Raw genomic sequence first — 25,721 nt, forward strand, 5'->3', positions numbered from 1 at the left:
CCGGCCTGTCACGCCGGGGGTCGCGGGTTCGAGTCCCGTCCGCTCCGCCACTTCTTAGAGAAACCCAGTCAGCAATGACTGGGTCTTTTGCTATTCAGGGTTCTGATAATTTCTCACTGACGAAAAGCCTCAGACTAGGCGTCCCCGTCGAAAGAGTGGGGCTTTTTTACGTTGGGGATTTGATATCTGTCCTTCGGCCGGACGCCTCCCGGTTGTGTGAGATCCTAGGCGTTCCCCCATTCATTTCAGAGTCCAGAGTCTCAGGAGGCTCACCTCCGACCCAAAGCTGAGCTTTTGGCGATCAGAACTTGATGTTCATCCTTCGACGAAAGAACTCCGGCCAAGTACATCTGAAACCTTGATAAAGAAGCGATCTTCACGTGGCAATCTTTTGTGTTTGCTCAAAGTTCATAACGTCACTGTTATGACGAGTTGGTTCTGCTTTATAAAGAATGAATTGTGTCAGGATAACTTACAAGCGGCTTGATGAGTGTTCTTGCTCGTTTGTTTCGTTGGATACGTTCGATATGCCATCTAACTGGCTGTAAATCAGTGTGAAGCCAAGTAGTAGACCAAGAATAAGCGCATCCAAGTGCTTTCTATCAATACCGTTTGCGAAGGGATGAAAGTGGGGGGAGATGATCAGCTGTACATTCCTCTGGAATGTGATGTGATTGCGACCTGCTCAGTCGAGAGCCGTGAGCAGGTCTGCTTGTTGTGAGGAGGTGTGAAAATTCAGATCACATGACTAGAGGAAGCATCACTGGTGACGATAAAGTGCTTGTTCAGCAATTCCGTCAGATTGCTTTTGTATTCATCATGGCGGTGATTCCCCAATAATTGTGCTATCTCCTGACCAACGGGGGTCAGGCGATAATAGAGCAGGCTGAGGGTCGTTGTAGCTGGCTGCAGCTGATAATCACTGCCTTGGTAGTGAAAGTGCAAGGCGACATCATTTTGGAGTTTCCCGGACTCAAGTTCCGTATTCAAGACCAGACCTAACCCGATTAATTCCAGTAAATGGGAGTAGGGCAGCTGATAATAGCCCAGGTTAAGCTTATCGATCGACGGGCTTTTCAGCTGGCGAAATAAACCCGTTTTGTATTTGATGCCGGTGAGCAGTTTCTTGCTGTGATCTTGGCCAAAATGACACGTGAGCATACAAGCGCGGCGAAACAATTGAGCGTCTCGCTGGGTCATTTGCTTGAGGGTCAGCATGGTTTTCAGGGAGATCGAACCTGGTGCGAGGACTTCCTGACGGAGAATCCGGCTCCAAAGTTTCTGCATTGGCGGGCTGAAAATATCTTGTGCTATGGTCATAAAAAGATGGATCCAGTCCGGATCCGGTTCGCCCGCGGTTTCGTCCAGGCAACTGTCATAGCTAAGTTTAAAGATGCGTTCCAGATTCTGCTGCTGGCGCTGTTGCAGCTTTTGATGACGACTTTCGGTCCGTTCCTGAAGCGTCTTCTCATGATCTTCGTCGATCTGAGCTCCCACGACATGATGCCGTGCGATTGACTGAATTCGAAAACGGCTGCTTCGTACAGAGCTTTTTTGATTACTGTTCTTTTCTGATGCCGGTACGACTTGTACTGGCTGGACACTGGCCTGATTATCAGTGCTCATCCGACGTTCACTCCCTGCTGCAATCCATATAGTTTTTACATTCGATCGTAATCTTTAGCAAGAGGCGTGACTTTTGTGTTAATCAGTGGTTAAATTTGTTAATCGCCCGGTGTGATGAAGCTGTGCTATCAAGGAGGGGCTGATGACGAAAAAGAACAGTAAGCGTATAACAGATATTTTGTTACTACTCGGATATGTCATGATCCTGGCCTACCTTGCATCCCATGTGTAAGGTAAGCCAGTTCAGTGAGGATACTACTTATCCTTCATCGTCGTATGCTTCTATTATTGTCCCGTTGAGCAGGTAACCTGTTTCAGCGATCTCATGCTCTACGGTTTGCACTTTCAGTTTTCCTGTCACGTACACCACATCCCAGAGTTGCTGTACTGGTGCGCCTTTGGGAAATTTCACATAGATAATCTGGTTTGGCGGCGGCGGCGGTACATGAATACAGGCGCCGAAGTAAGGCACCAACAGGAATTCCGTAACCGTATTCTCATCTCCTTCCAGCGGAATAACGAAACCAGGGATCTTGACCAGACTGCCATCCAGCTCAGATCGTACTGAGCCAATGTGTTGCTGCAGCGCGCTCTGAGTGTTCTCATGCGAGATGTTCGGCATACCTTTTTGGTCAAACAACTTCCTTTCTTTTACCGGGATCAGATCTATCCAGTCCAGCGTCAGTGTATCTTTTGCAGTTGCTGTGAATGAAAACCAGCAGCACAGTAAAACGATCCAGTATTTCATGGTGATTTCCTTTTAAATTCGAATGGTCATGCCGTCGGCCAGTGAGAGATGATAAGCACGCAAGGCCGGGAGTAAGCTTGTCAGCATGCCGGCGACTAATATCATGCCCGCTAATCCCCATTCATACGGCGTCGGTGCCGTCAAAGGCAGGAATAAGCCAAATGTATCAAGCAGCCATTCGTGACTCAGCCAGAGCCCGCCATAGAGTGCAATGGTTCCGGCCAGAATGCCGATCAGTGTCAGAGTGGTTGCTTCGAGAAACAGGAGTCCGGCAATCCAGCCCGGTCGGGCTCCCGTCGCCCTCAGAATTGCCATTTCCCGGCGTCTTTCGTTCAGGCTGGTCAGCAGGCTGGACAGCATCCCCAGCAGCCCTGCAATGACCACAAAGGCGGAGATCACCAAGAGAGCCTGCTCAGCAACAGACATCATTCCCCAGAGTTCATGCAGCGCGACACCGGGCATAATGGCACTTAAGGGTTCCCCGGCGAAGGTATTGATAAAGCGCTGTAAGGTAAAGGTCTGAATCTTAGAGTTCAGTCCCAGGAGCACTGCCGTAATTTGCTGCGGCTGAAACTGATGATGGCTCAGCGTTTCAGAGTCAGGCGTATGACCCAGACGGGTACCGGATTCCCAGCCCACATGAATCGCTTCAATGGCTGCCAGTGAGACATGCACGCTGCGATCCACGGGTGTACCTGTCGGCGCCAGAATTCCGGTGATTGTGAAAGGCAGCTTGTCATGACGGGTAAACGCCTGGTCGCTGATACCATGGGCAACAATAATGGCATCCCCAATTTTGTAGCCGAGTTTTCGGGCAACCTCTGCGCCGATGACTGTCTCAAAGAGTCCGTGAAAAGCAGCGCCCTGCTGAAATTGCAGATGTTGCCGGTTTCCGTATTGATAGTGTCGGAAGTAATCCTGATTGGTTCCGATCACCCGAAAGCCGCGGTGGGAATCTCCGAGAGAAATCGGAATTGCCCATTTGACGGCTTTTTGCTGGCGCAGGGTCTGAAAACTCTGCCAGTCGATATTGTTGGTGGCGTTTCCAATACGGAATACCGAGTAAAGCAGCAGGTTCACTTGCCCGGAACGAGCACCGACAATGAGGTCTGTACCTGAAATGGTGTGTGCAAAGCTGGCTTTTGCCTGTGTACGTACTTTTTCCACCCCAAGTAGTAAGGTTGTGGAAATCGCAACCGTCAGCACGGTCAGCATGGCTGTCGTTTTTCGGTTACGCAGGCTCTGCCAGGCAAGAAGAATCAGGGCTTTCATATGCATTCTCCTGACTTGCATTGATTCAGTTCCGTCAGGCTGAGAATCTGATCAAAGCCATCAGTCAGCGTGGGATCATGGCTGACAAAAAACAGGCTGGTGCCGGCGTGTTCGCATTCATCCATGATCAGTTTGATAAAGTGATTTCGGTTCTCGTGATCCAGCGCTGAGGTCGGCTCATCTGCAATCAGCAGCGCCGGACGGCCAATCAGGGCCCTGGCGGCGGCCACGCGCTGCTGCTGGCCGATACTGAGCTGACTGACCTGTCGAGACAGGCATTCGTCCGGTAACTGGAGTGCACTGAGCAGCCGCTTTGCTTCACGCTCGGGCTGTCCGGCATTTTTCTTTCTGAGTGAGGAAAAATGGCAGGGCAGCAGGACGTTATCCACAACCGAGAGATAAGGGAGCAGGTTAAATTGCTGAAAAATGTACCCGATATGATCGGCCCGGCGTTGATCTCTTTTGGAAGCCGATAGCGCGCTGAACGGGTGGTTCAGTAGCCGGATATGACCGGTCTGGGGCTGATGTATGCCAGCCAGAAGACTAAGTAAAGTGGACTTTCCGCTGCCGCTGGGACCTTTCAGAAAGGTCTTCTCCCCCGGTGCCAGGGACAGCGAGTCAATGTTCAGGATGTCGCTTTGCTGCCCGGGCCAACGAAAGCGAACTTGGTTCAGTTGCATGACAGTCATGATGTTCTCCGGGGAGGGGGATGGCCCCCTCCCTTCAGGTGGCTGAGACTCAGAAACGGAAGACAGGCTGCGTTGCCTGAAGCGTGGCTGCCTGCTGTCCTCTTTCGGTAATGGCCTGAACCTGAATGTTCTCTGTCGCCGGGAAGGCTGTGAACCAGGCAAGATGAAGCGATTTCAACTTACTGATGGTGTCGCAACGGAAAGTATATTGGGCGCTGAACCCGGCATGTTCATTGTGATTTTCGTGATCATGATGATCGTGTTTTTCATGCTCATGCTCATGCTCATGTTCGTGGTGGTGCTCGTGTGCTGTCTCGGAATGACCCGATAAGGTGTCAGAGACATGGCTTTCATGCAGATGACAGCCTGCTGTTGTATTGAGGTTGAACAGCAGGGTTGGTTGATTCAGTGTTTGCAGAGCCTGTTTCAGTATCGACTGGTCCTGTTCAGTCTGCGGCGGATGTTCAAATCCCACGATATCGGCTGCAGGTGCTGTGAATTCAATGAGCAGGTCATTGCCGTCCTGTGCAATGTTCAGTTCAACCTGGCCATGAACATGGGCTTCATGCTGAGTGTGAGCCTGAGAGGCGCCGGAAAAAGCGGCAGCCGAAACCAGCAGCCATGAGGCCGCACGAAAATGTTGAGTATTCATGTAAAACTCCCAATAAAAAAAGATGATGTATGTTCAAGATTTATCGGAAGCGGATGGGCGGGTCACGGGCGGACGGCGGAGGGCTCAGCCAATCGACCCGGCTGAAAGCGGGGGGGATGTCTGGCGCTGCGGTGAATGTCTGTGTCGGGATGGCATGCACATAACTGAGCAAACCGGCAGGCGCTGCATGGCAGTATGGGCAGTCGAACTCTGAATGCTGTGTATCACTCAGGGCACTGAGATCGTGGAGGATCTGAACAGGAGTTGTCAGAATGAACAGGCTGAAGAGCAGGGCCAGTAACCCTTTGTGCCATACACTCTCGAATGGATAACGCAACTGTCTGTCCCTGTCACTCCTGAGAAAGGATGTAATAATATATCATTACATCCTTTCCCGAAAGACTGATTACAGCAGGGACTGAATTTTTGACATTGCCTGCTGAATGTCGCTGTCACTCAGCTGTCCGTCTTTGACGTATACAACTTTACCAGCCTGATCCAGCACGATAATGGCTGAACTTTCTTCTTCCAGTGCCCAGCGTGAGCGGACCTTACCGTTGGCATCCAGAACAATAGATGACCAGGAAAATTCTTTCTTGCTGTCTTCAGCAGAGGATTTCACGAAACCGCCCGTGCCCCAGATGGCATCATCCTGATTGATGATCGTTGTGGTCTGGTATTGATCATGAGGCAAATTGGCAGCTTTGATCGCTTCGATCATCGGAGCATTCAGAGCTTTGGCGGAACTGCGCCCGGCAATGGCCTGGATCACCCTGACTTTGCCGGTCAGCTGGCTGGACTGCCATGGCTGATAGGCAATATCGTCACCGTTTAAAATCAGCTCTCCCTGTTCCGAGACACTGGTGCTGGGCAGCGGCTGACCGACGGTCAGATTGTGGGCCTGAGCCTGAAATGCGAGTGCAGGCAGAAATGCGCAAATTGCGATCAATGACTTCATTTTCATGTAGGTTGTTCCTTCTTTATGATTGTGCTGCCTTATCTTAGTTGAGTTTTTGTTAACTGGTAGAACCAGATTGTTAACCTTGAAGCGGGTCACTGTTTTTCCGGTCTGCTGATAAAAATGTGATTTCTTGAAAATGGATTGCGCAGGCTGAACATTTTTATCCTACAGTTGGGCGTTGTTGAGCATTTGGTCTGAAGTAAAAGCAGAAAATCGTGGCAAGCCTTTTGCATATATTTGACATCGCTAATGCAACTTTTTTGTCTACTCAGGATCAAAGGTTCAGGGAGTTGAGGGATATGATGCTGAAAATATTTAAACACTATCGTCCAAACCAAATTGCACGATACGTGAAAAATTACTTTCGCGGCCGTCTGTTTATCGTCGGTGTCGGCGCATTCGAATTTGACTGCGGACGCTTACTGCCGCCCTTAAACCGGGATAAAAAGGCATTGAACGTCTTGTCTGAAGTAAACCGGGAGATCCAGGTTCTGGCAGCCGCCAGTTATACCAGCTAGCGCCAGAGCGGGTCTGGCGCAGCGGATGATGGTTATTGCGGAGGCAGGCAGATCCCTGTTCCACCCAGGCCACAGTATCCCTGAGGATTTTTTTCCAGATATTGCTGATGGTAATCCTCAGCAAAGAAAAACTCGGGTGCCGGTTGGATCTCTGTGGTGATCAGTGCATCCCGGTTATTGTTCTGCAATGCATTTTGATATCTGGCTTTGCTGTTTTCGGCTTCGGCCTGCTGGCTGTCGCTGGTGGTGTAGATGACCGAACGGTACTGTGTGCCGATGTCATTGCCCTGACGCATGCCCTGTGTTGGGTCATGATTTTCCCAAAACTGGGCAAGCAGGCGTTCCAGCGACGTTTGTGACGGGTCGTAAACGACACGTACCACTTCAGTATGGCCGGTCTGGCCGGTACACACTTCCTGATAGGTCGGATTCGGCGTGAAACCACCGCTGTAACCGACAGCTGTGTTGAGAACACCCGGCTGGCGCCAGAACATGCGTTCAGCCCCCCAGAAGCATCCCATGCCGAGTACAACTTCTTCCATGCCTGTCGGCACAGGTGCATCAAGCTGAGTGCCGAAGAGCGCATGCGGCTCAGACGGAATCAGTGGCGTAGAACGGCCTGGCAGGGCCGATTCCGGTGAGATCATCTGCTGTTTATCCATGATGTGGGGTTCCTAATTACACGGTTAATAAGGCAAAAAGTAGAGGATTCGCGGCTGACAATCAATAGCGCCGTTTTTTTCCGCTTGATCAACAGACCGGTGCGGACCCGATTGTTTTCTTTTTGTCTTTAGGGTTGGCACTTTGCCTCGGCTCTTGTCAGAATAAAATATGCGCGCAATCTAATAACATTCTAATAAGTGAAGACAAATAAGAATGATGACTTTGTTTCGGCGCTGTTTGTTAACAGTTGCTGTATTCGTGGTGACTTTGCCTGTCAGGGCAGATATGGGGCTCAATATTACCGGGCTGAGCGGCAGTCTGAAGAAAAATGTCGATATCTATGTCGCTGCTATTCCGAAGGAAGATTACAGTCCGTCTTTGCGTTTCAGAAGCCAGCTGGAAACTGAGATCCGTACGGCACTGAAAGCTCTGGGGCGTTATCAGCCGGTGTTGACGTACAGTCTGGAAGAGAACGGGCAGGACAGCACGCTGACGGTGCAGGTAGAGCCAGGCCCGAAAACACAAATTGCTGTCAGTGACATCCGGATCACGGGCGAAGCGGCAGACGATCTGGATTTTTTTGTCCTGAAGCGGGACAGCCGGTTAGAAAAGGGACGAACCCTGAACCACGGCAAGTATGATGCTTTCAAATCCAGCCTGGAGAGCCTGGCGCTGCGCAAAGGGTATTTTGACGCCAAGCTGAAGAGCAGCCGGCTGGAAGTCGCTCCGGGCCGTAATCAGGCCTTTATTCATATCGAATTTGATTCCGGCCGGCGTTACAAGTTCGGGGAAATTGATATTACCGGCAGCCAGATCGATGAACACAAGGTCCGTTCGCTTTCTCCGTTTGAAGAGGGGGACTACTATCTGGTGTCTAAAGTGGGCGAATATAACCAGCGTTTGTCTACCGTGGGCTGGTTTTCCTCTATTTTCGTGGGCGGTGATGTGAACGAACTCGGCGAGGGGACTGTCCCGATCCGGGTTGATCTCAGGCCCGAGGTCAAAAATAAAATCGAGACAGGTATCGGTTATTCAACCGATGTTGGCGCGCGCCTGAAGTTCAACTGGCGAAAACCCTGGATCAACAGTGCAGGCCACAGCCTGGATGTCCGTACCGAAATTTCCAAGATCCAGCCCAAGGTCCAGGCAACGTATAAAATTCCGCTCGATAACGTCCTTGAAGATTACTACCAGTTAATCGGGGCGATTCGATATGTCGATAACCACGACACGATCAGCACGGAATATCACTTTGGTGTTGAGCGGCACTGGCGGTTTGATCATGCCTGGAATGGCGTAGCCTCCGTGCGTCTGCTGTATGAGGATTATCGTCAGGGTGAGTTTGAGCAAGGCACGTCATTTATGGTGATCCCGGGCTTGAGCGTGTCCCGTACCCGCTTGCGGGGCGGCAGCTGGCCAACCTGGGGCGACAAGCAACTGCTTCAGCTCGAATATTCCGATCCGGCGTTTGGTTCAGATCACCGTTTGGTGAAGCTGAGAGGCCGGAGTGCCTGGATCCGTTCTTATGCGGCCGATCACCGTTTTCTGGCCCGGCTGGATGCCGGGACAATCTGGTCTGATGCGCTGGAAGATATTCCGCCGTCTATGCGCTTTTTCATCGGTGGCGATAACAGTTTACGAGGCTATCACTACGAGTCTATTTCGCCACATGACAGTGAAGGCAAGCAAACCGGTGGTGAAAACATGCTTGCTTCGACGCTGGAATACCAGTACCGCCTGACCGGGAACTGGTGGGGGGCACTGTTCTATGATTACGGCGCCTCCTGGATAGAAAATCCGGACTGGCAGGCCGGTGCTGGTTTTGGGATCCGCTGGGCTTCGCCGGTCGGGCCGATCCGACTGGATTTTGCCTGGGGGCTCGACAAGCCAGACGAGCGTTTCCAACTTCACTTCGTTCTGGGGCCTGAATTATGAGCTGGTTAAAAAGACTGTCCCTGGGGCTGCTGACCTTGGTGATGCTGCTGACCTTATTGCTGTGGGCGCTGCTCTATAGCCATGCCGGGGTGAGGCTCGCACTGTGGGGGGCGCAAAAGTTTGTGCCGGCCTTATCCGTCAGAGACAGTTCCGGAGCGCTGCTCAAAGGCTTTACCCTCAATGGGGTGCGCTATCAGGATGAGCTGATGACGCTGAGTAGTGAACGGCTGACACTGAACATCAACGATGATTGTTTGCCGATCCCTGAACTCTGTATCCGTGAACTGACGCTGAGCGGGCTGGACTTTGTGATGTCAGCCTTACCACCGACGACAGATGAAGCCCCCGAACCCAGTGAACCGCTGACGGAGATTGCACTCCCGGTGCCAGTCCGGCTGGAGCGGCTCACGCTGGATGATATTCAGCTGAATATTCTCGGGAATCGGGCCCGCTGGCAGCATTTCAGCTCGGCTGCAACCATGACCGGCAGCCATCTGACCCTGAAGCCAACGGACTGGGAAGGGATTGCCCTGAATCTGGCACCTCCGGCAGAAAAGGAAATTCAGGAGCAGACTCAGGCACAGGCCGAAGATGTTGCGGAGGCATACACCCAGACGAAACGGGAGTCGATTGTACTGCCGGATGTGGTATTGCCGCTGAAAGTCACCATTGAGCGTTTTACAGTGAAAGACTTCCTGCTGGAAGGCAAGACTCCCCAGAAGGTCAATACGCTGGAGCTGGTGGCTGAGGCGGACAAAAGCCAGGTCACACTGACGCGGCTCTATGTGGATGTTCCTCAGGCGACCCTGGATGTGAACGGGGAAGCTGAACTTAAAGGTGAGTACCCGCTTACCCTGAAGGCAACGTCAGAAATCGCCATGGAGCCGGTGCAGGGACATCACGTGAAGCTGGCAGCTTCCGGTTCGCTGGCGAAGCTGGCACTGGACCTGGCGCTGACGGGGCGGCTCGATGCCAAACTAAAGGGAACCCTTTCTCCGCTGGATGCAGACCTGCCGTTTGACATCAATGTAGTGAGCAATAACTTACAGTGGCCGCTCGATGATAAACCGGAGTTTGTGGCTCAGGATACGGCGATTAATGCCAAAGGTGATCTGAATGGTTACGCCTTTACGGTGAAAACCAAGGCAGACGGCGAGCCAATGCCGGCAATCGATGTGAATCTGCAAGGGAAAGGGACCCTGGACGATGTCGATTTGGAAAACCTGACGGTGAATACTCTGGGCGGGCAGGTTTCAGGCAATGCACAGGCGAGCTGGGCAAAGCTTGTGAACTGGCAGGGGCAACTGAACCTGACCGATATCCAGCCGGGGCTGGAGTGGCCGCAAGCAGAGGGAAAACTGAGCGGCAGGCTGCGCACATCGGGTGGTTTAACGGCACAGGGCGGATGGTATGTGAAATTGCCTGAGCTGAATATCGACGGGGAAGTGATTGGCCAGCCGTTCAATCTTGCCGGTCAGCTGGATGCCGGTGACGAAAGCGGGAAGGGAGCGTTTGAACTGGTGACACAGGGGCTGACGTTAAAGCACGGTCCCAACGGTCTGAGCGCGCAGGGAAGTCTGAAGGAAAACTGGAATCTGTCGGCGACGGTCAAGGCGCCGGATCTGGCGCAGTCCGTGCCCGGCCTGCGGGGACGGGTAAACGGCAATCTGATACTGAGCGGTAAAATGTCAGAACCGGCGGTTGACCTGGATCTGACGGGGCAGGCGCTGGGTTGGCAGGATCTGGCACAGCTGAAGAGCCTGAAATTGAAAGGACGGGTCACGCCCTTACCCACACTGGCCGCAGATATACATCTGACGGCACAGGAAGGCAGCTATCAGGATGCGGCCAAGCTGAAAAAGCTGGATATTCTGTTTCAGGGAACCGAAGCGCAGCACACGCTGACGTTGACGCTGGATGGTGAGCCGGTCAGTACGTCACTGGCTGTACGCGGCAGTCTGGATCGGCAACAGGGCTGGCAGGGATTACTGCAGCGCGGTAGCCTGGAGACATCGGTGGGGCCGTGGCGCCTGAATCAACCCACGGCGCTGGCTTATAATTTGAGTCAGCAAAATGTGACGGTTGCTGCCCATTGCTGGGGACAGGATAAAGCATCCGTCTGCCTGAGCCAGCCGCTGCAAGCCGGGGCCCGGGGACAGGCTGCACTTTCGATCAATCAGTTTGGCTTTGCGATTCTGAAACCATTCCTGCCGCCGGAGCTGAAGCTGGACGGAGAACTGAACGCAACGGCAAACGTAAGCTGGTCTCCTCAGCAGCCACCAGTGCTGCAGGCGCAGGTCAGATTGCCTGCAGGCGGCGTGCGGCAGCAGGCCGCGGCGGATGAACCGGGGATGACCATCGGGTGGGATCAGATCACTCTGAACGCCGACATGCGCAATGATGTGCTGACCGCAGACTGGCTGGTGGCAGTGAAAGATAACGGTGATCTGTCCGGGAATGCACGCATTACTCAATTGAGTGGTGAGCAGCAACTGGATGCTGCGGTGAAGCTGGATGCTTTCCGGCTGGACTTCCTGCAGCCACTGGTGGCTGATTATCACACCTTCGGCGGTCAGGTTGATACAAACCTGACGCTGAGCGGGCCGATTTTGCATCCGCAGGTTCAGGGAATTTTTAAAATCTCCCAGCTGAAAGCGATTGGCCGAAAAGTCCCGCTGGATCTCGATCGCGGAGAGATTGTCGCAAACTTTAACGGATACAGCGCGCTGCTGCGCGGTGAACTGGATACACCGGATGGCCAGTTGCTGTTGCAGGGGGATGCAAACTGGGCGGATATGGCGAGCTGGAGCACGAATCTTAAAGTGAACGGTCGCGAACTGGAAGTGAATGTCCCTCCGATGATTTCCATGAAGGTCTCGCCCGATCTCAAGATCAGCGCTGCACCGAAAATGGCAGAGATCAGCGGGAACGTGATCATTCCGTGGGGGCGGATCACGGTTGATCGTCTGCCGGAATCGGCAGTGCAGGTTTCGGATGATGAAATTTTGCTGACGGATGATCTCAAGCCGATAGAAACTGACACTAAGGTGCCCTTTGAGATTAAAACCAACGTGATGGTCCGGATTGGCCCGGATGTCAGGTTGTCAGCCTTCGGTCTTGATGCGGGCCTGTCGGGCAATCTCAAAGTGAACCAGCAGGACAAAACGCCTTTGGTTTATGGTGAAATTAAGGTGGATGACGGGACTTACCGCGCCTTTGGGCAGGAGCTGGTGATCCGCAAAGGCCTGATCACTTTCAATGGCCCAGCGGATCAGCCTTACCTGTCGGTTGAAGCAATCCGCAATCCGAACAATATTGAAGATGAAGTCACAGCAGGGATCCGGGTGACCGGCCCGGCGGATGAGCCTCGGGTCGATATTTTCTCTGATCCGGCGATGCCTCAGCAGAATGCGCTGTCTTACATCCTGCGCGGGCGTAACCTCGACAGCGAATCACCCGAAGGCGGCGGTGCGATGACCACCGCACTGATCAGTATGGGGCTGTCGCGCAGCAGCCAGCTGGTCGGCAATGTCGGCGAGGCTTTCGGTGTACAGGATTTAACGCTGGATACCGCCGGTGCCGGAGATGATTCTCAGGTCACCATCAGTGGTTATATTTATCCGGGACTGCAAGTAAAATACGGCGTGGGGATATTTAACCCGATCGGCGAGTTTACAATCCGGTATAAACTGTTGCAGGACTTGTATGTCGAAGCGGTGTCCGGGCTTGAGAGTGCAGTCGATCTGCTGTATCAGTTTGAGTTTAATTAACCAGAAAGGATGTTTGGACGTGTACACTCGGGTGTTTGTCTATGGCAGTCTTCGTCGGTATCAGTCGAATCACGGCCTGATGGCGACGGCAGTATTTCGCGGCGCCTGTCAGCTGCCCGGATTTGCGATGTATGATCTTGGGCCTTATCCGGCGGCATTAAGGCAGGACACTGCTGATGTTGCAGTACACGGTGAAGTCTATGACGTGGATGCCGGAACCTTTCGTGAACTGGATATTCTGGAAGGGCTGGGAGAAGAATACTGTCGTGAGCGTGTCCTAACGCCCTATGGTGAGGCCTGGATTTACCTGTATTTGCAGCCGCTTGGCCGTTCACTACTCATCCCGGAAGGTGACTGGGTCGCCTGGGCTGAACGACAGACTCCGGAAACAAAAAACGCTCCCTGAGGAGCGTTTTTTTATGGACTTTCGACCGCGGGAGTTATTTTTCCTGAGCGCGCTCGTAAGATGCCATGATTTCAGCTTTTGCTGCTTCAACGTCAGCCCAGCCTTCAACTTTCACCCACTTACCAGATTCCAGCTCTTTGTAACGCTCGAAGAAGTGTGTGATTTGTGCTTTCAGCAGTTCTGGCAGATCGTTCACATCTTTGATGTGATCGTATTCTTTGGTCAGCTTGCTGTGAGGAACGGCAACAACTTTCGCATCTTCACCAGACTCGTCAGTCATCTTCAGAACACCAACCGGACGGCAGCGGATCACAGAGCCTGGCAGCAGCGGGTATGGGGTCGGAACCAGTACGTCAACCGGGTCACCGTCCAGAGACAGTGTGTTGTTCACGTAACCGTAGTTACATGGGTAGAACATTGGTGCAGACATGAAACGGTCTACGAATACCGCGCCAGAGTCTTTGTCGACTTCGTATTTGATTGGATCAGCGTTTGCCGGGATTTCGATGACAACGTAGATGTCTTCTGGCAGTTCTTTACCTGCAGGGACGTTGTTCAGGCTCATGATGAATTCCTTGATAGTTTTCAGATGATTTTATCGCCGGGAATTATAACGACTCGCTGTGAAAAAAACAGCTTCTAAGACGTTTCGGGAACTTGCGGGGCGGTCAGCAGGGAAGAATGCCCGGCTGAGGGAGCCGGGCACGGGCTGAATTATTCGGCGTCAGGGAATTCTTTCAGGAAGCTTTCCACTTTCTGGACCATCTTGGTTGAACCGACAAAGAAAGGCACGCGTTGGTGCAGTTCAGTCGGTTTGATCTCCATAATCCGGTTTTGACCATCCGAGGCGACACCGCCGGCCTGTTCAATCAGGAAGGCCATCGGGTTGCACTCGTACAGCAGGCGGAGCTTGCCGTTCGGGTGCGTGGCCGTGCTCGGGTAGAGATAAATCCCCCCTTTGAGCAGGTTGCGGTGGAAATCCGCGACCAGAGAACCGATATAGCGGGAGGTGTACGGACGATCATCTTCCGGCACATTCTCCTGGCAGTATTTGATGTACTTTTTCACGCCTTGCGGGAAACGGATGTAGTTTCCTTCGTTGATTGAGTAAATCCGGCCATCTTCCGGAATGGTCATGTTCTCGTGTGACAGGCAGAACACGCCCAGAGACGGGTCGTAGGTGAAACCGTGCACGCCGTTGCCGGTGGTGTACACCAGCATGGTGGATGAACCGTAAATAATGTAACCGGCAGCAACCTGCTTGTGGCCAGGCTGAAGGAAATCTTCAATTTCTGCAGGGCCGCCAACGGAGGAAACCCGACGGTAAATAGAGAAGATTGTGCCGACGGAAACGTTTACGTCAATGTTCGAAGAACCATCCAGTGGGTCCATTAACACCACGTACTTCGCTTCGCGGTTCAGTTCTTTATTGAAGACAACCAGTTCGTCTTCTTCTTCACTCGCCACGCCGCACACCTGGCCGCGGGCTTCCAGTGCAGCCTTGAATTTCTCGTTGGCATACACATCCAGTTTTTTCTGGGCTTCACCCTGAACGTTTTCGCTGCCGACATCGCCGGTAATATCAACCAGACCTGCTTTATTGATTTCACGGTTGACGATTTTGGCCGCCAGTTTAATGGAACCCAACAGAGAAGAGAGTTCACCGCTGGCATGGGGGAAGTCGTGCTGATTCTCGACAATGAACTCGCCAAGGGTTCTAATATCGGACATATACAATCCTTGCATCGTGTTGTCATGGGGGTAAGAAATGTCGGGTACAATGCCTCTTTTCGGACAATTGAACTGTACCCCAGGCCACTGGCCAGTTATTGTTTGATGCAATTGTATATAAAGATCTTTTTTATGGTAACGAAGTAACACTGAAGCGTGGTCGTGACCTATTTTTTGTTTGTGAGCCGACAGTTATGCATATCCATATTCTCGGAATCTGCGGTACTTTTATGGGCGGTGCCGCCATGCTGGCGAAGCAGCTTGGCCATAAAGTGACCGGTAGCGATGCCAATGTTTATCCGCCGATGAGCACGATGCTTGAGTCTCAAGGTATTGAAATTATTCAGGGTTATGATCCTGCCCAATTAGAACCTGCACCAGATTTGGTGGTGATTGGCAATGCCATGAGCCGCGGAAATCCTTGTGTGGAGTCTGTTCTGAATAAAAACCTGCGTTATACCTCGGGCCCGCAGTGGCTGCAGGAATTTTTGTTACATGACCGCTGGGTGCTGGCAGTTTCCGGGACTCACGGGAAGACGACGACCGCCAGCATGCTGGCCTGGATCCTTGAGGATTGTGGTTATCAACCCGGTTTTCTGGTGGGCGGTGTGCTCGGAAACTTCGGTGTTTCCGCGCGCTTAGGCGAAAGTTGTTTTTTCGTCGTCGAAGCGGACGAATACGATAGTGCTTTTTTCGATAAGCGTTCTAAGTTTGTTCATTATCGACCACGAACGCTAATTATGAACAATCTGGAGTTCGATCACGCAGATATATTTTCGGATCTGGCCGCCATTCAGCGCCAGTTCCATCATTTAGTCCGGACCGTGCCGGGTGAAGGAAAAATTCTGGCGCCGAAAGGCGTAGCTGCGATTGATGAAACCCTGGCCATGGGGTGCTGGAGCGAGCTGGAATACAGCGGTGAAGACGGCGATTGGCAGGCGCGTAAATCGAGTGCAGACGGCAGTGAGTTTGAGGTCCTGTTCCAGGGCGAGCACGCAGGTACAGTCCGCTGGGATCTGGTCGGCGATCATAATGTCAGCAATGCCCTGATGGCGATCGCGGCGGCCCGTCATGTCGGCGTGACACCGGAGCTGGCCTGCGATGCACTGGCGCGTTTTGTTAATACCAAGCGCCGACTGGAGCTGAAAGGCGAACAGCACGGGGTGAAGGTCTATGACGATTTTGCCCATCATCCAACCGCAGTCGAACTGACGCTTGGCGGGCTCCGTGCCAAAGTTGGCGAGTCGCGCATCCTGGCGGTGCTGGAGCCGCGTTCGAACACCATGAAGCTGGGGGTCCATAAAGCGGATCTGGCGCCTGCGCTGGCAGCAGCAGATAAAGTTTTCCTCTTCCAGCCCGACACGATCCCGTGGTCAGTGCAGGAGATTGCGGATCTGTGCTCGCAACCGGCTGTCTGTGAAGGCGATATTGATGCCCTGGTGCAACAGATTGTCGCATCGGCTCGCCCGGGCGATAACATTCTGGTGATGAGTAACGGTGGTTTTGGCGGAATTCATGACAAGCTGCTGCGCGCCCTGGGAGGTTTCAATGCAGGATAAGCGGGTCACGCTTGCGTGGACCGGGGCATCCGGTGCCCCCTATGGCCTGCGTTTGCTGGAATGTCTGCTGGCGGCGGACTATCAGGTGTATCTGCTGATTTCTTCGGCAGCCCGGGTGGTTCTGGCAACTGAGCATGGACTGAAGTTACCGTCGGGGCCGGAAGTGGCGCAAACGGCTCTGGCGGCGCACCTGAATTATCAGGGCGATAAGCTGGTGGTGTGCGGCAAAGAGGACTGGTTTTCTCCGGTCGCTTCAGGTTCGGCGGCACCGAAGAAAATGGTGATCTGCCCCTGTTCCGCCGGTACGCTGGCTTCTGTAGCTCATGGCATGTCGGACAATCTGCTGGAGCGTGCCGCGGATGTGGTGCTGAAAGAGCGGGGTCAGCTGTTGATGGTGGTCAGGGAAACCCCGTTTTCATCCCTGCATCTGGAAAACATGCTCAAGCTTTCTAATCTCGGCGCAACCATTATGCCAGCCGCGCCGGGCTTTTATCATCAGCCGAAGACGATTGACGATCTGATCGACTTTATGGTGGCGCGGATTCTGGATCATCTTGGCGTTGAGCAGGGACTGGTGCCGCGCTGGGGGTATGATCACCGCGCCTGATCAGTCCGGTTTTAGCACCAGAATATGCCCCGGGGCATTTTCCACAACCTTGGCGGCGACAGAACCCAGCATCAGCTTATCGACCCCCGAACGCTGATGGCTGGGCATAATAATCAGATCCGCTTTGAGCTGATGCGCATGGTCAACAATGGTTGTCCAGGGTTTGCCTTCTGAGACGGTTTCAGTGTGCTGAACATCGTCCGGAATATGTTCCGCGGCGAACTGTTTCAGGGACTGCTGGGTCTCCTGCATGATTTTACGGGCTGCATCTTTGGGAAAATAACTGGACACGATCGCCATATGGATGCCGGGCAGGACGTTGAGTAAGTGGACGACTGCGCCGGATTGACGGGCGTGCCAGACAGCCAGTTCGACGGCTTTGTGGCAGAACCCTTCTTCATTGAGATCGACTGGCACCAGAATGTGTTTATACATGGCATCCTCTTTGTGTCAGACACCCACAGGCAGGGCTGCCTGTGGATGAAGGTGTTTCGTCTGACTAGAGTGTAGTCCGGTCAGGCACTTTTGGTTGGCTCACCTTTGTGAGTTGTTTCAAGCTTTGCTTTGCGTCGCTGATTCCAGCCCAGTAACACCAGCAGTGCGATTGTCGGCACAAACACCCACTCTTTCATTGGCCGTGCTGCCGGCAGACTGACGGTCACGATTTCCCAGCCAAAATCAATGCCTGCCTGCTCAGCAGGGCTGCCAAATTCAACCAGTTCGACGATCATCTTCTCGCCTTCCTGTTTGAGCATCAGACCTGTAGAGGTAATTTTCTGGTTCGGATCTGTGGCATCTTTATCAAATGGCAGCAGAACATGCTTAGTGACTTGATCGCCCAGCAGATCCATCCCGGTCACCTGTACTTCAAGTGGTTCACCGGCAGCCAGTTTATCGGCCGCATCCACAATCAGGGTGCCCGGCATTTCATGTTTGGGCGGATAGACCATGTCCCACCAGAACCCCGGACGAAACAGAGAGAAAGTGATCACTAACAGGGCAACGGTTTCCCACCATCTGACTTTGGTAAACCACCATCCCTGTGTGGCAGCCGAGAACGTCAGCATGGCAAGAATGGCTGATATCACAGTCAGCATCAGGTGCCACCAGGTATCAATGTCCATCAGTAACAGCTGGGTGTTAAAGATAAACATGAATGGCAGGATCGCGGTGCGGATGTCATAGGTGAAGCCCTGAATACCAGTCCGGATGGGATCGCTTTTGGCAATCGCTGCGGCGGCAAAGGCGGCCAGACCGACCGGCGGCGTGTCATCTGCCAGAATTCCGAAGTAGAACACAAATAAATGCACAGCCAGTAACGGGATGATCAGGCCGTTTTCCGCACCCAGTGTGACGATGACCGGCGCCATCAGGGTCGAGACCACGATGTAGTTTGCTGTAGTGGGCAGTCCCATACCGAGGACCAGGCTGATCACCGCCGTAAACAGCAGCATCAGCATGATGTTGCCGCCGGAAATGAACTCGACGAAGTCCGTCATGACCAGCCCGATACCGGTCAGGGTGACCACCCCAACGATGATCCCGGCTGCTGCTGTCGCAACACCGATCCCAATCATATTCCGGCCGCCGGAAACCAGGCTTTCCAGCAGGTCATGCCAGCCCTCTCGGGCAGCATTTGCCAACGACTGCTCTTTGGTGAACAACGCCATCAACGGACGCTGAGTCAGCAGAATGAAAATCATGAAGACGGTTGCCCAGAAAGCAGACAGGCCCGGAGAGAAGCGCTCCACGGTCAGACACCAGACCAGCACGACAATCGGAAGCAGAAAGTACAGGCCGGATTTTACGGTCGGACCCGGATCCGGGACTTCGGTCAGCTCCTGATCGGGATCTTCCAGTAAATGATCCTTGTAGTCGGCGGCAACCCGGATCAGAGCCACATAGGCGATGAGGATCGCAACGGCAATGATAGGTGTGGCTGCAGCACCAAAGACATCTTTGGTCCAGCCAATCCCGTAATAAACGAGGGCACTGATCACAGTCAGACCGACGATGATCCCGGTAAATGAGAGGAGCTTTTGTGCCAGTGTGGGACGGTAACGGCGCGGCAGTCCGGTCATTCCGGCTTTACAGGCTTCCAGATGGACGATGTAAAGCAGCGCGATGTAGGAGATCAGCGCAGGCAGAATGGCGGCTTTAATGACTTCCACATAAGACACACCGACATATTCCACCATCAGGAAAGCCGCGGCCCCCATAATTGGTGGTGTCAGCTGACCGTTTGTTGATGCGGCAACTTCAACTGCACCGGCTTTGTAGCCGGGAAAGCCGACGCGTTTCATCAGGGGAATGGTGAATGTGCCCGTGGTCACTACGTTTGCGATTGACGAACCGGAGACCAGTCCGGATAAACCGGATGCTACGACGGCCGCTTTGGCCGGACCGCCCCGCATGTGGCCTAGCAATGAAAAAGCGACTTTGATGAAGTAGGCGCCGGCACCGGCACGTTCCAGCATGGCGCCAAACAGCACGAATAAGAAAACAAAAGCCGTGGATACACCCAGCGCGACCCCGAAGACCCCTTCTGTCGTCAGCCACAGATGTGACATGGCTTTGTTGAGACTGGCACCTTTGTGGGCAATGACATCCGGCATGTACGGACCGGCAAAGGTGTACAGCAGGAATACGGAGGCCACGATCATCAACGGCGGCCCCAGGGCCCGGCGTGTCGCTTCCAGCAACAGCACCATCCCCATGACGGCTGTGGCCACATCAAAGGTGGTCGGTGCTCCGGCACGGCCGGACAGAGCTTCGTAGAACAGAAGGATATAACCGGCTGCAAAGCTGGCCAGCAGGGCTAATATCCAGTCCTGCAGCGGAATTCTGTCTCTGGGCGAGCTTTTGAGGGCCGGAAAAGCAGTAAAGGCGAGAAAAATCGCAAAGGCCAGATGGATAGCACGCGCTTCGGTGCTGTTAAATTTACCGATATCGGTGATAAAAGGGAGCGGGGATGCATACCAAAGCTGGAACAATGACCAGCAAAGGGCCACCACCCACAAAATTCGTCCCTGCAGTCCTTCGGGACTGCGTGCGCCGGTATCCGCCTGTGCCACCATGTCCTGGACATCGTTCGAGTCGGTTTTTGTCATACTACTTCCTTATTTCAGGAGCGATCCGGAGTTTCAAGTTTGAGGTTCAGTCTTTATCTTAGACAGACTCATTCGCCTGTTGGCGTATTTCATTGTGCTTACAGACAAAAGTGCACCGCAGAGACGGTGCACCTTAGTCAGTCGAGATATGGCCGGCTTATTTAATCAGGCCGACTTCTTTGTAGTATTTCTCTGCGCCCGGATGAAGCGGGATAGAAATACCGGCTTTCACCATGTCCTCTTTTTTCAGGTTGGCGAAACTTGGGTGCAGACGGGTAAAGACATGGAAGTTTTCGAAGACGGCTTTGGTCAGCGCGTAAACGACATCGTCAGACACTTTGGTTGAAGTGACCAGCGTCGCTGCGACACCAAAGCTGTGCACATCCTTGTCAGAACCACGATACATACCACCCGGTACCGTCGATTTTGCGTAGTACGGGTTGTCTGCAACCAGTTTGTCGATCGCCGGACCAGTCACAGAAACCAGTTTGGCATCACAGGAGGTTGTTGCTTCTTTGATGGAACCGTTCGGATGGCCAACAACGTAGACAAAGGCATCGATCTTGTTGTCACACAGAGCCTGAGAACGCTCAGAACCCTTCAGTTCAGCGGCCAGTTTGAAGTCATCTTTGGTCCAGCCCAGCGCTTTCATCACGACTTCCATCGTGGCACGGTCACCTGAACCCGGGTTACCGATGTTCACGCGTTTACCCTTCAGGTCTTCAATGTTGTTAATGCCGGAGTCGGCACGGGCAATGACGTTGAAGGGTTCGGTATGCAGGGAGAATACGGCACGCATGTCTTTATACGGGCCCATTTCCTTGAATTCACTGGTTCCGTTGTAGCCGTGGTATTGCCAGTCAGACTGAACCACACCGAAGTCCAGTTCTCCGGCACGCATGGTGTTCACGTTGTAAATGGAACCGCCGGTTGATTCGACAGAACAGCGAATGCCATTGGTTTGTCGTTCGTTATTCACCAGCTTACAGATCGCGCCACCCGTCGGGTAGTAGACACCGGTCACTGAGCCGGTTCCGATTGTGATGAAATCTGCAGCTTGTGCCAGCCCTGAAGCCAGAACCGTCGCAGACAATGCGCCGACTTTGAGCAGTTTTGTTAAGGCCATTGTGATCCCTTCCTGTTGTGTAAATTCTTATCAGCAGCGAACGGTGCTTCCGGTTTTCAGTTCGCAATGCTTTAAACAAATCAAGGAGATAATAGCAAACGATTTAAGTGTATTTAAAATTATGTAAACACATTTTTGTGAAAAAGTAATGAGATTGAGACATCACACCCGAATAAATAGCATAACTATCCATTCATTTTCGGTCTTTGGGCTCAGGCAGAAGGGATTTTTCAGTAGGGGAGGAGATGCACGCTCTCTCTATTCCTCAGAGAGAGCGTTGTGCGACGATTGACTTACTTGCTGTAATCAAACAGCGAACAGACTGAGTCGAACAGCTGCTCGGCGGTCGTCGTCAGGGTCGGGGTGATGAAAATTGTATCGTCACCCGCGACAACGCCCAGGATACCTTCAGCGCGGCCCAGCGAGTCCAGGAGGCGGGCAATGACCTGAGCAGCCCCGGGACCCGTGTGGATCACGACCATGGCATGGTTATAGCCAACTTCCATCACCAGCTCTTTCAGCGGGCTGCTGATGGTTGGCACACCCAGTTCGACCGGCAGGCAGTACACCATTTCCATTTTGGCATTTCGGGTACGTACCGCACCGAATTTCGTCAGCATCCGTGACACTTTCGATTGGTTAATATTATCGAAACCCTGTGCTTTCAAGGCATCGACGATCTCACCTTGAGAGCTGAATTTTTCTTCCTTGAGTATGGCTTTGAATGCTTTGATCAAGCGTTCTTGTTTATCGGAGCTACGCATAAGTAAATTTCATGTACAGGGAGAGGGGTCATATTTTGTCACAACCACCTAGGCTGTAGCAAACAGTGTTCATGCAAACTTGGGACTAAGTTATTGTTCTGAGTTTAGCTGACTGCATAATTATTGAAAATAACTGCAAGCGAGACTGATGTTTACCTTTTTTGTTGAGTAGAAAATGTGATGACAGCCTGCGTAACATCGCAAAGCTGAGGGGGTATGATTGTATTTCGCGAAGGCTTGCTATACCGTCTTGGTGCCCGAGAAACTGAGATATATAAGTAAGGGTTTGAAACATTGGGCCTATACCTGATGTCAGTGCGAAGGGTCTGCCTCATGAACCCTCACATCTATCGTAAAGGAGAACGAAAATGAAAGTTGCTGTTATTGGCGCGGCTGGTGGTATTGGCCAGGCTCTGGCTCTGCTGCTGAAAAATGAACTGCCTGCCGGCTCTGACCTGGCACTTTATGATATTGCCCCTGTAACTCCAGGTGTCGCGGCTGACCTGAGCCACATCCCAACGCCTGTTTCTATCAAAGGTTATGCGGGTGAAGATCCAACTCCTGCGCTTGAAGGTGCAGATGTGGTTCTGATTTCTGCGGGTGTTGCGCGTAAACCAGGTATGGATCGTGCGGATCTGTTCAATGTGAACGCGGGCATCGTGAAATCTCTGGCTGAGAAAATTGCCGTTGTTTGTCCTCAGGCTTGCGTGGGTATCATCACCAACCCGGTGAACACGACGGTTGCAATTGCTGCAGACGTGCTGAAGAAAGCCGGTGTTTACGACGAGCGTAAACTGTTTGGTGTGACCACACTGGATGTGATCCGTTCTGAAACGTTCGTCGGTGAACTGAAAGGTCTGAACCCTCGTGAAGTGAAAGTACCGGTCATCGGCGGTCACTCAGGCGTCACAATTCTGCCGCTGCTGTCTCAGGTTGAAGGTGTTGAGTTCACTGAAGAAGAAGTGAAAGCGCTGACGCCTCGCATCCAGAACGCTGGTACTGAAGTTGTTGAAGCAAAAGCTGGTGGCGGCTCTGCAACGCTGTCTATGGGTCAGGCGGCTTGCCGTTTCGGTCTGTCTCTGGTTCGTGCCCTGCAAGGTGAGCAGAACGTGGTTGAGTGCGCTTATGTTGAAGGAAATGGCAAACATGCCCGTTTCTTTGCACAGCCAGTTCGTCTGGGTAAAAACGGGATTGAAGAGATCCTGGATTACGGCAAGCTGAGTGCATTTGAACAAAACGCACTGGACAGCATGCTGGATACCCTGAAAGGCGATATCAAGCTGGGTGAAGAGTTCGCAGCCAAGTAAGCTGCCAACTTTCCGGTGTGTGGCCGGAGAACACGAAACAAAGCGGCCAACGGGCCGCTTTGTTGTTTTTGTGGATTACACTTTTGTGTTTGCTGACCGGCTCAGTAATAATCCCGGCAGTTGCCGTGCAGCTGCGGCTCGTCAATCAGCTCGCTGCATTGGATATGGATCCTTTTGTGATCCTTGAGGTTTTCGATCAGCGCAGTGTCATGATCCGGATCGATCTCGATCACTTCTGCGATCCCTTGCGGATACTCTACCCACATTCCCCGTTTCAGATCTTTGGCTTGCATACTGACCTCCCGCTCTGGAAGAAATCTAACCAGGGTCTGTTTAACTATAGCGTATGGAAGATCCGGAGATGAGAACGGGCTGGTTTGCGGCAGCATACGGCCTGAGCAGATGTCAGGCCGTTCAAAAGAGGTGTTGAAAGGGTTATTTAGTGCGGTTAACCGACAGGCGAGCTAATGCGACCAGCGCTGTTTTATAGTCACTGTCAGGCAGCACAGACAGCGCAGCAATGGCTTTTTCTGCCTCTTCCTCAGCACGCTTTTGTGTGTAGGTCAGAGAGCCGTGTTCTTCCATACAGGCCAGAATCGGTTGCAGTTTATCCAGTCCGTTGCCTTGCTCAATGGCTTCGCGGATCATGGCTGACTGCTCGGCATTTCCATGATGCATGGCATGCAGCAGCGGCAGCGTTGGTTTGCCTTCCGCCAGATCATCACCGACGTTTTTACCCATCTCTTCGCCGTCGGCACTGTAATCCAGAACGTCATCAATGAGCTGGAAAGCCGTGCCCAGGTAGCGGCCATAATCCTGCATGGCGGCTTCCACGGTTTCCGGTGCTTCAGCCAGAATGGCAGCGACTTGAGTTGCAGCTTCGAACAGACGGGCTGTTTTGGAATAAATCACCTGCATGTAGCTGGCTTCGGTCGTATCGGGATCGTTGCAGTTCATCAACTGCTGAACTTCACCTTCCGCGATGACATTCACCGCTTCACTCATGATATCCAGGATCCGCAATGATCGCAGGCTGGTCATCATCTGAAACGAGCGGGTGTAGATATAATCGCCCACCAGAACACTGGCTGCATTTCCAAAAGCAGCGTTGGCGGTTGCCTTTCCACGGCGCATGTCAGACTCGTCCACCACATCATCATGGAGCAGGGTGGCTGTATGGGTAAATTCGATAAAGGCAGCGGCAGTGGTGTGCTGATCACCGTCGTAACCTAAGGCCCGGGCTGCCAGCACGGCCAGCATCGGACGGAGTCGTTTTCCGCCACTGCTGACAATGTAATATCCCAGTTGGTTGATCAGGGCGACTTCTGAGGTCAGTTGTGCTTGAATCTTTGCGTCAACCGCCGCCATGTCATCGGCGGTGAGTGCTTGGATAGCTTTGAAATCCATGATACATCCAGCAAAATTGTAAGCCGTATCGGCGCAATCAAAATAAGAAATATGCACGCATACTACACTAAAAACTTGTCAGCTTCCTAACCTCTGGTCGAGCAAATTGAATGACTTTTCCTGCTGAGCAGCTTTTCGCCAATTTTCTTTAGCCAACGGCTTGCCAAGACCCGCGTTTTCCAGTAATATTCGCGCCCTATTGATGACAAGATTAAGCGCATACCCATTGCCCAATTTTTACGTGGCGAATGGCCTATGCGGAAGAGCGGAGTAAGACATGTACGCTGTTTTCCAAAGTGGTGGTAAGCAACACCGAGTAAGCGAAGGCCAGACCTTACGCTTGGAAAAACTGGACGTTGAAACTGGTGCGAACGTTGAATTTGACAGCGTTCTTCTGGTTGCTAACGGTGAAGACGTTAAAGTTGGTGCGCCATTCGTAGCTGGTGGCAAAGTGACTGCAGAAGTAATTACACACGGTCGCGGCGATAAAGTGAAAATCGTTAAGTTCCGTCGTCGTAAGCATTCTCGTAAGCAAATGGGCCACCGTCAGTGGTTCACTGAAGTCAAGATCACTGGCATCAGCGCTTAAGAATTAGGAGAGTTTAGAGATGGCACACAAAAAAGCTGGCGGTTCTACTCGTAACGGCCGTGACTCAGAAAGTAAACGCCTGGGTGTTAAGCGCTTCGGTGGTGAATCTGTACTGGCAGGCAACATCATCGTTCGTCAACGTGGTACCAAGTTCCACGCTGGTAACAACGTAGGTTGCGGTAAAGACCACACTCTGTTCGCTCTGTCTGACGGCAAAGTGAAATTCGAAGTGAAAGGTCCTAAGAACCGTAAATTCGTTTCTATCGAAGCTGAGTAATCTC

Annotated in this window: 25 protein-coding genes; 9 read left to right on the top strand and 16 right to left on the bottom strand. The window is 52.6% G+C overall.

The annotated features are described in order from the left end of the window. Nucleotides 1-735 precede the first annotated feature (735 nt). From ACYP03_RS19785 to ACYP03_RS19815, 7 genes are all read right to left on the bottom strand, one after another. Nucleotides 736-1,626, bottom strand: a complete 891-nt coding sequence (locus ACYP03_RS19785; RefSeq protein ID WP_459781854.1) for a TIGR03899 family protein — start codon at nucleotides 1,624-1,626, stop codon at nucleotides 736-738. A 259-nt stretch (nucleotides 1,627-1,885) separates the two neighbouring features. Next, nucleotides 1,886-2,374 (bottom strand): DUF3299 domain-containing protein, encoded by a 489-nt coding sequence (locus tag ACYP03_RS19790; RefSeq protein ID WP_248141587.1) that lies wholly within the window; start codon nucleotides 2,372-2,374, stop codon nucleotides 1,886-1,888. 12 nt (nucleotides 2,375-2,386) lie between these two features. Then, the gene (locus ACYP03_RS19795) at nucleotides 2,387-3,646 is read right to left on the bottom strand and encodes an ABC transporter permease (RefSeq protein ID WP_459781855.1); all 1,260 of its coding nucleotides are present in this window, start codon (nucleotides 3,644-3,646) and stop codon (nucleotides 2,387-2,389) included. Next, complete coding sequence (locus ACYP03_RS19800; RefSeq protein ID WP_459781857.1) at nucleotides 3,643-4,335, bottom strand: ABC transporter ATP-binding protein; 693 nt, start codon at nucleotides 4,333-4,335, stop codon at nucleotides 3,643-3,645. The genes ACYP03_RS19795 and ACYP03_RS19800 overlap by 4 nt, the downstream gene beginning before the upstream one ends. 49 nt (nucleotides 4,336-4,384) lie before the next feature. Further along, nucleotides 4,385-4,987: a zinc uptake protein ZrgA gene (zrgA, locus tag ACYP03_RS19805; protein WP_459781859.1), complete on the bottom strand. Its 603-nt coding sequence runs from the start codon at nucleotides 4,985-4,987 to the stop codon at nucleotides 4,385-4,387. 40 nt (nucleotides 4,988-5,027) lie between these two features. After that, a complete protein-coding gene (locus tag ACYP03_RS19810; RefSeq protein WP_330960382.1) occupies nucleotides 5,028-5,324 on the bottom strand; it encodes a hypothetical protein in 297 nt (98 codons plus the stop codon). Between the two features lie 69 nt (nucleotides 5,325-5,393). Continuing rightward, on the bottom strand, nucleotides 5,394-5,951 hold the full coding sequence (locus tag ACYP03_RS19815) for a YtfJ family protein (RefSeq protein ID WP_330960383.1): 558 nt from the start codon (nucleotides 5,949-5,951) through the stop codon (nucleotides 5,394-5,396). Between the two features lie 299 nt (nucleotides 5,952-6,250). Here ACYP03_RS19815 and ACYP03_RS19820 point away from each other — a divergent pair, with 299 nt between their 5' ends. Then, nucleotides 6,251-6,466 carry a DUF1107 domain-containing protein gene (locus ACYP03_RS19820; RefSeq protein WP_459781908.1) on the top strand — a complete coding sequence of 72 codons (216 nt, stop codon included), beginning with the start codon at nucleotides 6,251-6,253 and terminating at the stop codon, nucleotides 6,464-6,466. A 32-nt stretch (nucleotides 6,467-6,498) separates the two neighbouring features. On the opposite strand, the gene msrA is transcribed toward ACYP03_RS19820, so the two are convergent. Beyond that, nucleotides 6,499-7,131, bottom strand: coding sequence for a peptide-methionine (S)-S-oxide reductase MsrA (gene msrA, locus ACYP03_RS19825; protein ID WP_459781909.1), 633 nt, complete (start codon nucleotides 7,129-7,131; stop codon nucleotides 6,499-6,501). Nucleotides 7,132-7,342: 211 nt separating this feature from the next. On the opposite strand from msrA, the gene tamA reads away from it, so the two are divergent. The 3 genes from tamA to ACYP03_RS19840 are packed head-to-tail and all read left to right on the top strand — an operon-like array spanning nucleotide 7,343 to nucleotide 13,240. Further along, the gene (tamA, locus tag ACYP03_RS19830; RefSeq protein ID WP_459781861.1) at nucleotides 7,343-9,064 is read left to right on the top strand and encodes an autotransporter assembly complex protein TamA; all 1,722 of its coding nucleotides are present in this window, start codon (nucleotides 7,343-7,345) and stop codon (nucleotides 9,062-9,064) included. Then, the gene (gene tamB, locus ACYP03_RS19835) at nucleotides 9,061-12,834 is read left to right on the top strand and encodes an autotransporter assembly complex protein TamB (protein ID WP_459781862.1); all 3,774 of its coding nucleotides are present in this window, start codon (nucleotides 9,061-9,063) and stop codon (nucleotides 12,832-12,834) included. Before tamA ends, tamB begins: the two co-directional genes overlap by 4 nt. A 19-nt stretch (nucleotides 12,835-12,853) precedes the next feature. Further along, nucleotides 12,854-13,240 (top strand): gamma-glutamylcyclotransferase family protein, encoded by a 387-nt coding sequence (locus ACYP03_RS19840; RefSeq protein WP_459781863.1) that lies wholly within the window; start codon nucleotides 12,854-12,856, stop codon nucleotides 13,238-13,240. A gap of 34 nt (nucleotides 13,241-13,274) precedes the next feature. Here ACYP03_RS19840 and ppa read toward each other — a convergent pair whose 3' ends face one another. Beyond that, a complete protein-coding gene (gene ppa, locus ACYP03_RS19845) occupies nucleotides 13,275-13,805 on the bottom strand; it encodes an inorganic diphosphatase (RefSeq protein WP_248141577.1) in 531 nt (176 codons plus the stop codon). Nucleotides 13,806-13,954: 149 nt separating this feature from the next. Then, on the bottom strand, nucleotides 13,955-14,971 hold the full coding sequence (fbp, locus tag ACYP03_RS19850) for a class 1 fructose-bisphosphatase (RefSeq protein ID WP_248141576.1): 1,017 nt from the start codon (nucleotides 14,969-14,971) through the stop codon (nucleotides 13,955-13,957). 194 nt (nucleotides 14,972-15,165) lie between these two features. Between fbp and mpl the strand changes: the two genes are divergently transcribed. Together mpl and ACYP03_RS19860 are read left to right on the top strand one after the other, a co-directional pair. Then, entirely contained in the window at nucleotides 15,166-16,530 is a 1,365-nt protein-coding gene (gene mpl, locus ACYP03_RS19855; protein ID WP_459781864.1) for a UDP-N-acetylmuramate:L-alanyl-gamma-D-glutamyl-meso-diaminopimelate ligase, read from the top strand. Continuing rightward, nucleotides 16,520-17,137 carry a flavin prenyltransferase UbiX gene (locus ACYP03_RS19860; protein ID WP_459781865.1) on the top strand — a complete coding sequence of 206 codons (618 nt, stop codon included), beginning with the start codon at nucleotides 16,520-16,522 and terminating at the stop codon, nucleotides 17,135-17,137. Before mpl ends, ACYP03_RS19860 begins: the two co-directional genes overlap by 11 nt. Here ACYP03_RS19860 and ACYP03_RS19865 read toward each other — a convergent pair whose 3' ends face one another. From ACYP03_RS19865 to argR, 4 genes are all read right to left on the bottom strand, one after another. Continuing rightward, a complete protein-coding gene (locus ACYP03_RS19865) occupies nucleotides 17,138-17,572 on the bottom strand; it encodes a universal stress protein (protein ID WP_330960388.1) in 435 nt (144 codons plus the stop codon). A gap of 80 nt (nucleotides 17,573-17,652) precedes the next feature. Beyond that, entirely contained in the window at nucleotides 17,653-20,247 is a 2,595-nt protein-coding gene (locus ACYP03_RS19870; RefSeq protein ID WP_459781866.1) for a TRAP transporter permease, read from the bottom strand. A 157-nt stretch (nucleotides 20,248-20,404) separates the two neighbouring features. Next, a complete protein-coding gene (locus tag ACYP03_RS19875; protein WP_248141566.1) occupies nucleotides 20,405-21,373 on the bottom strand; it encodes a TAXI family TRAP transporter solute-binding subunit in 969 nt (322 codons plus the stop codon). 293 nt (nucleotides 21,374-21,666) lie between these two features. Then, entirely contained in the window at nucleotides 21,667-22,137 is a 471-nt protein-coding gene (gene argR, locus ACYP03_RS19880) for a transcriptional regulator ArgR (protein ID WP_036750199.1), read from the bottom strand. A gap of 368 nt (nucleotides 22,138-22,505) precedes the next feature. On the opposite strand from argR, the gene mdh reads away from it, so the two are divergent. Beyond that, a complete protein-coding gene (gene mdh, locus ACYP03_RS19885; protein WP_248141565.1) occupies nucleotides 22,506-23,444 on the top strand; it encodes a malate dehydrogenase in 939 nt (312 codons plus the stop codon). A gap of 101 nt (nucleotides 23,445-23,545) precedes the next feature. Here mdh and ACYP03_RS19890 read toward each other — a convergent pair whose 3' ends face one another. Together ACYP03_RS19890 and ispB are read right to left on the bottom strand one after the other, a co-directional pair. Then, entirely contained in the window at nucleotides 23,546-23,737 is a 192-nt protein-coding gene (locus ACYP03_RS19890; protein WP_036750193.1) for a hypothetical protein, read from the bottom strand. 142 nt (nucleotides 23,738-23,879) lie between these two features. After that, nucleotides 23,880-24,851, bottom strand: coding sequence for an octaprenyl diphosphate synthase (ispB, locus tag ACYP03_RS19895; protein WP_248141563.1), 972 nt, complete (start codon nucleotides 24,849-24,851; stop codon nucleotides 23,880-23,882). A 277-nt stretch (nucleotides 24,852-25,128) separates the two neighbouring features. Here ispB and rplU point away from each other — a divergent pair, with 277 nt between their 5' ends. Together rplU and rpmA are read left to right on the top strand one after the other, a co-directional pair. Next, nucleotides 25,129-25,440: a 50S ribosomal protein L21 gene (gene rplU, locus ACYP03_RS19900; RefSeq protein ID WP_036750187.1), complete on the top strand. Its 312-nt coding sequence runs from the start codon at nucleotides 25,129-25,131 to the stop codon at nucleotides 25,438-25,440. Between the two features lie 19 nt (nucleotides 25,441-25,459). Continuing rightward, nucleotides 25,460-25,717 carry a 50S ribosomal protein L27 gene (gene rpmA / locus ACYP03_RS19905; RefSeq protein ID WP_036750185.1) on the top strand — a complete coding sequence of 86 codons (258 nt, stop codon included), beginning with the start codon at nucleotides 25,460-25,462 and terminating at the stop codon, nucleotides 25,715-25,717. Nucleotides 25,718-25,721: the final 4 nt, after the last annotated feature.

This window comes from Photobacterium sp. R1, assembly GCF_054600795.1.

Bases quoted from the DNA above. Each gene is read 5' to 3' on its own strand.
- ACYP03_RS19785 (WP_459781854.1), bottom strand. From the start codon at position 1,626: ATGAGCACTGATAATCAGGCCAGTGTCCAGCCAGTACAAGTCGTACCG.
- ACYP03_RS19790 (WP_248141587.1), bottom strand. From the start codon at position 2,374: ATGAAATACTGGATCGTTTTACTGTGCTGCTGGTTTTCATTCACAGCA.
- ACYP03_RS19795 (WP_459781855.1), bottom strand. From the start codon at position 3,646: ATGAAAGCCCTGATTCTTCTTGCCTGGCAGAGCCTGCGTAACCGAAAA.
- ACYP03_RS19800 (WP_459781857.1), bottom strand. From the start codon at position 4,335: ATGACTGTCATGCAACTGAACCAAGTTCGCTTTCGTTGGCCCGGGCAG.
- zrgA (WP_459781859.1), bottom strand. From the start codon at position 4,987: ATGAATACTCAACATTTTCGTGCGGCCTCATGGCTGCTGGTTTCGGCT.
- ACYP03_RS19815 (WP_330960383.1), bottom strand. From the start codon at position 5,951: ATGAAAATGAAGTCATTGATCGCAATTTGCGCATTTCTGCCTGCACTC.
- ACYP03_RS19820 (WP_459781908.1), top strand. From the start codon at position 6,251: ATGCTGAAAATATTTAAACACTATCGTCCAAACCAAATTGCACGATAC.
- tamA (WP_459781861.1), top strand. From the start codon at position 7,343: ATGATGACTTTGTTTCGGCGCTGTTTGTTAACAGTTGCTGTATTCGTG.
- tamB (WP_459781862.1), top strand. From the start codon at position 9,061: ATGAGCTGGTTAAAAAGACTGTCCCTGGGGCTGCTGACCTTGGTGATG.
- ppa (WP_248141577.1), bottom strand. From the start codon at position 13,805: ATGAGCCTGAACAACGTCCCTGCAGGTAAAGAACTGCCAGAAGACATC.
- fbp (WP_248141576.1), bottom strand. From the start codon at position 14,971: ATGTCCGATATTAGAACCCTTGGCGAGTTCATTGTCGAGAATCAGCAC.
- mpl (WP_459781864.1), top strand. From the start codon at position 15,166: ATGCATATCCATATTCTCGGAATCTGCGGTACTTTTATGGGCGGTGCC.
- ACYP03_RS19860 (WP_459781865.1), top strand. From the start codon at position 16,520: ATGCAGGATAAGCGGGTCACGCTTGCGTGGACCGGGGCATCCGGTGCC.
- ACYP03_RS19865 (WP_330960388.1), bottom strand. From the start codon at position 17,572: ATGTATAAACACATTCTGGTGCCAGTCGATCTCAATGAAGAAGGGTTC.
- ACYP03_RS19870 (WP_459781866.1), bottom strand. From the start codon at position 20,247: ATGACAAAAACCGACTCGAACGATGTCCAGGACATGGTGGCACAGGCG.
- ACYP03_RS19875 (WP_248141566.1), bottom strand. From the start codon at position 21,373: ATGGCCTTAACAAAACTGCTCAAAGTCGGCGCATTGTCTGCGACGGTT.
- argR (WP_036750199.1), bottom strand. From the start codon at position 22,137: ATGCGTAGCTCCGATAAACAAGAACGCTTGATCAAAGCATTCAAAGCC.
- mdh (WP_248141565.1), top strand. From the start codon at position 22,506: ATGAAAGTTGCTGTTATTGGCGCGGCTGGTGGTATTGGCCAGGCTCTG.
- ACYP03_RS19890 (WP_036750193.1), bottom strand. From the start codon at position 23,737: ATGCAAGCCAAAGATCTGAAACGGGGAATGTGGGTAGAGTATCCGCAA.
- ispB (WP_248141563.1), bottom strand. From the start codon at position 24,851: ATGGATTTCAAAGCTATCCAAGCACTCACCGCCGATGACATGGCGGCG.
- rplU (WP_036750187.1), top strand. From the start codon at position 25,129: ATGTACGCTGTTTTCCAAAGTGGTGGTAAGCAACACCGAGTAAGCGAA.
- rpmA (WP_036750185.1), top strand. From the start codon at position 25,460: ATGGCACACAAAAAAGCTGGCGGTTCTACTCGTAACGGCCGTGACTCA.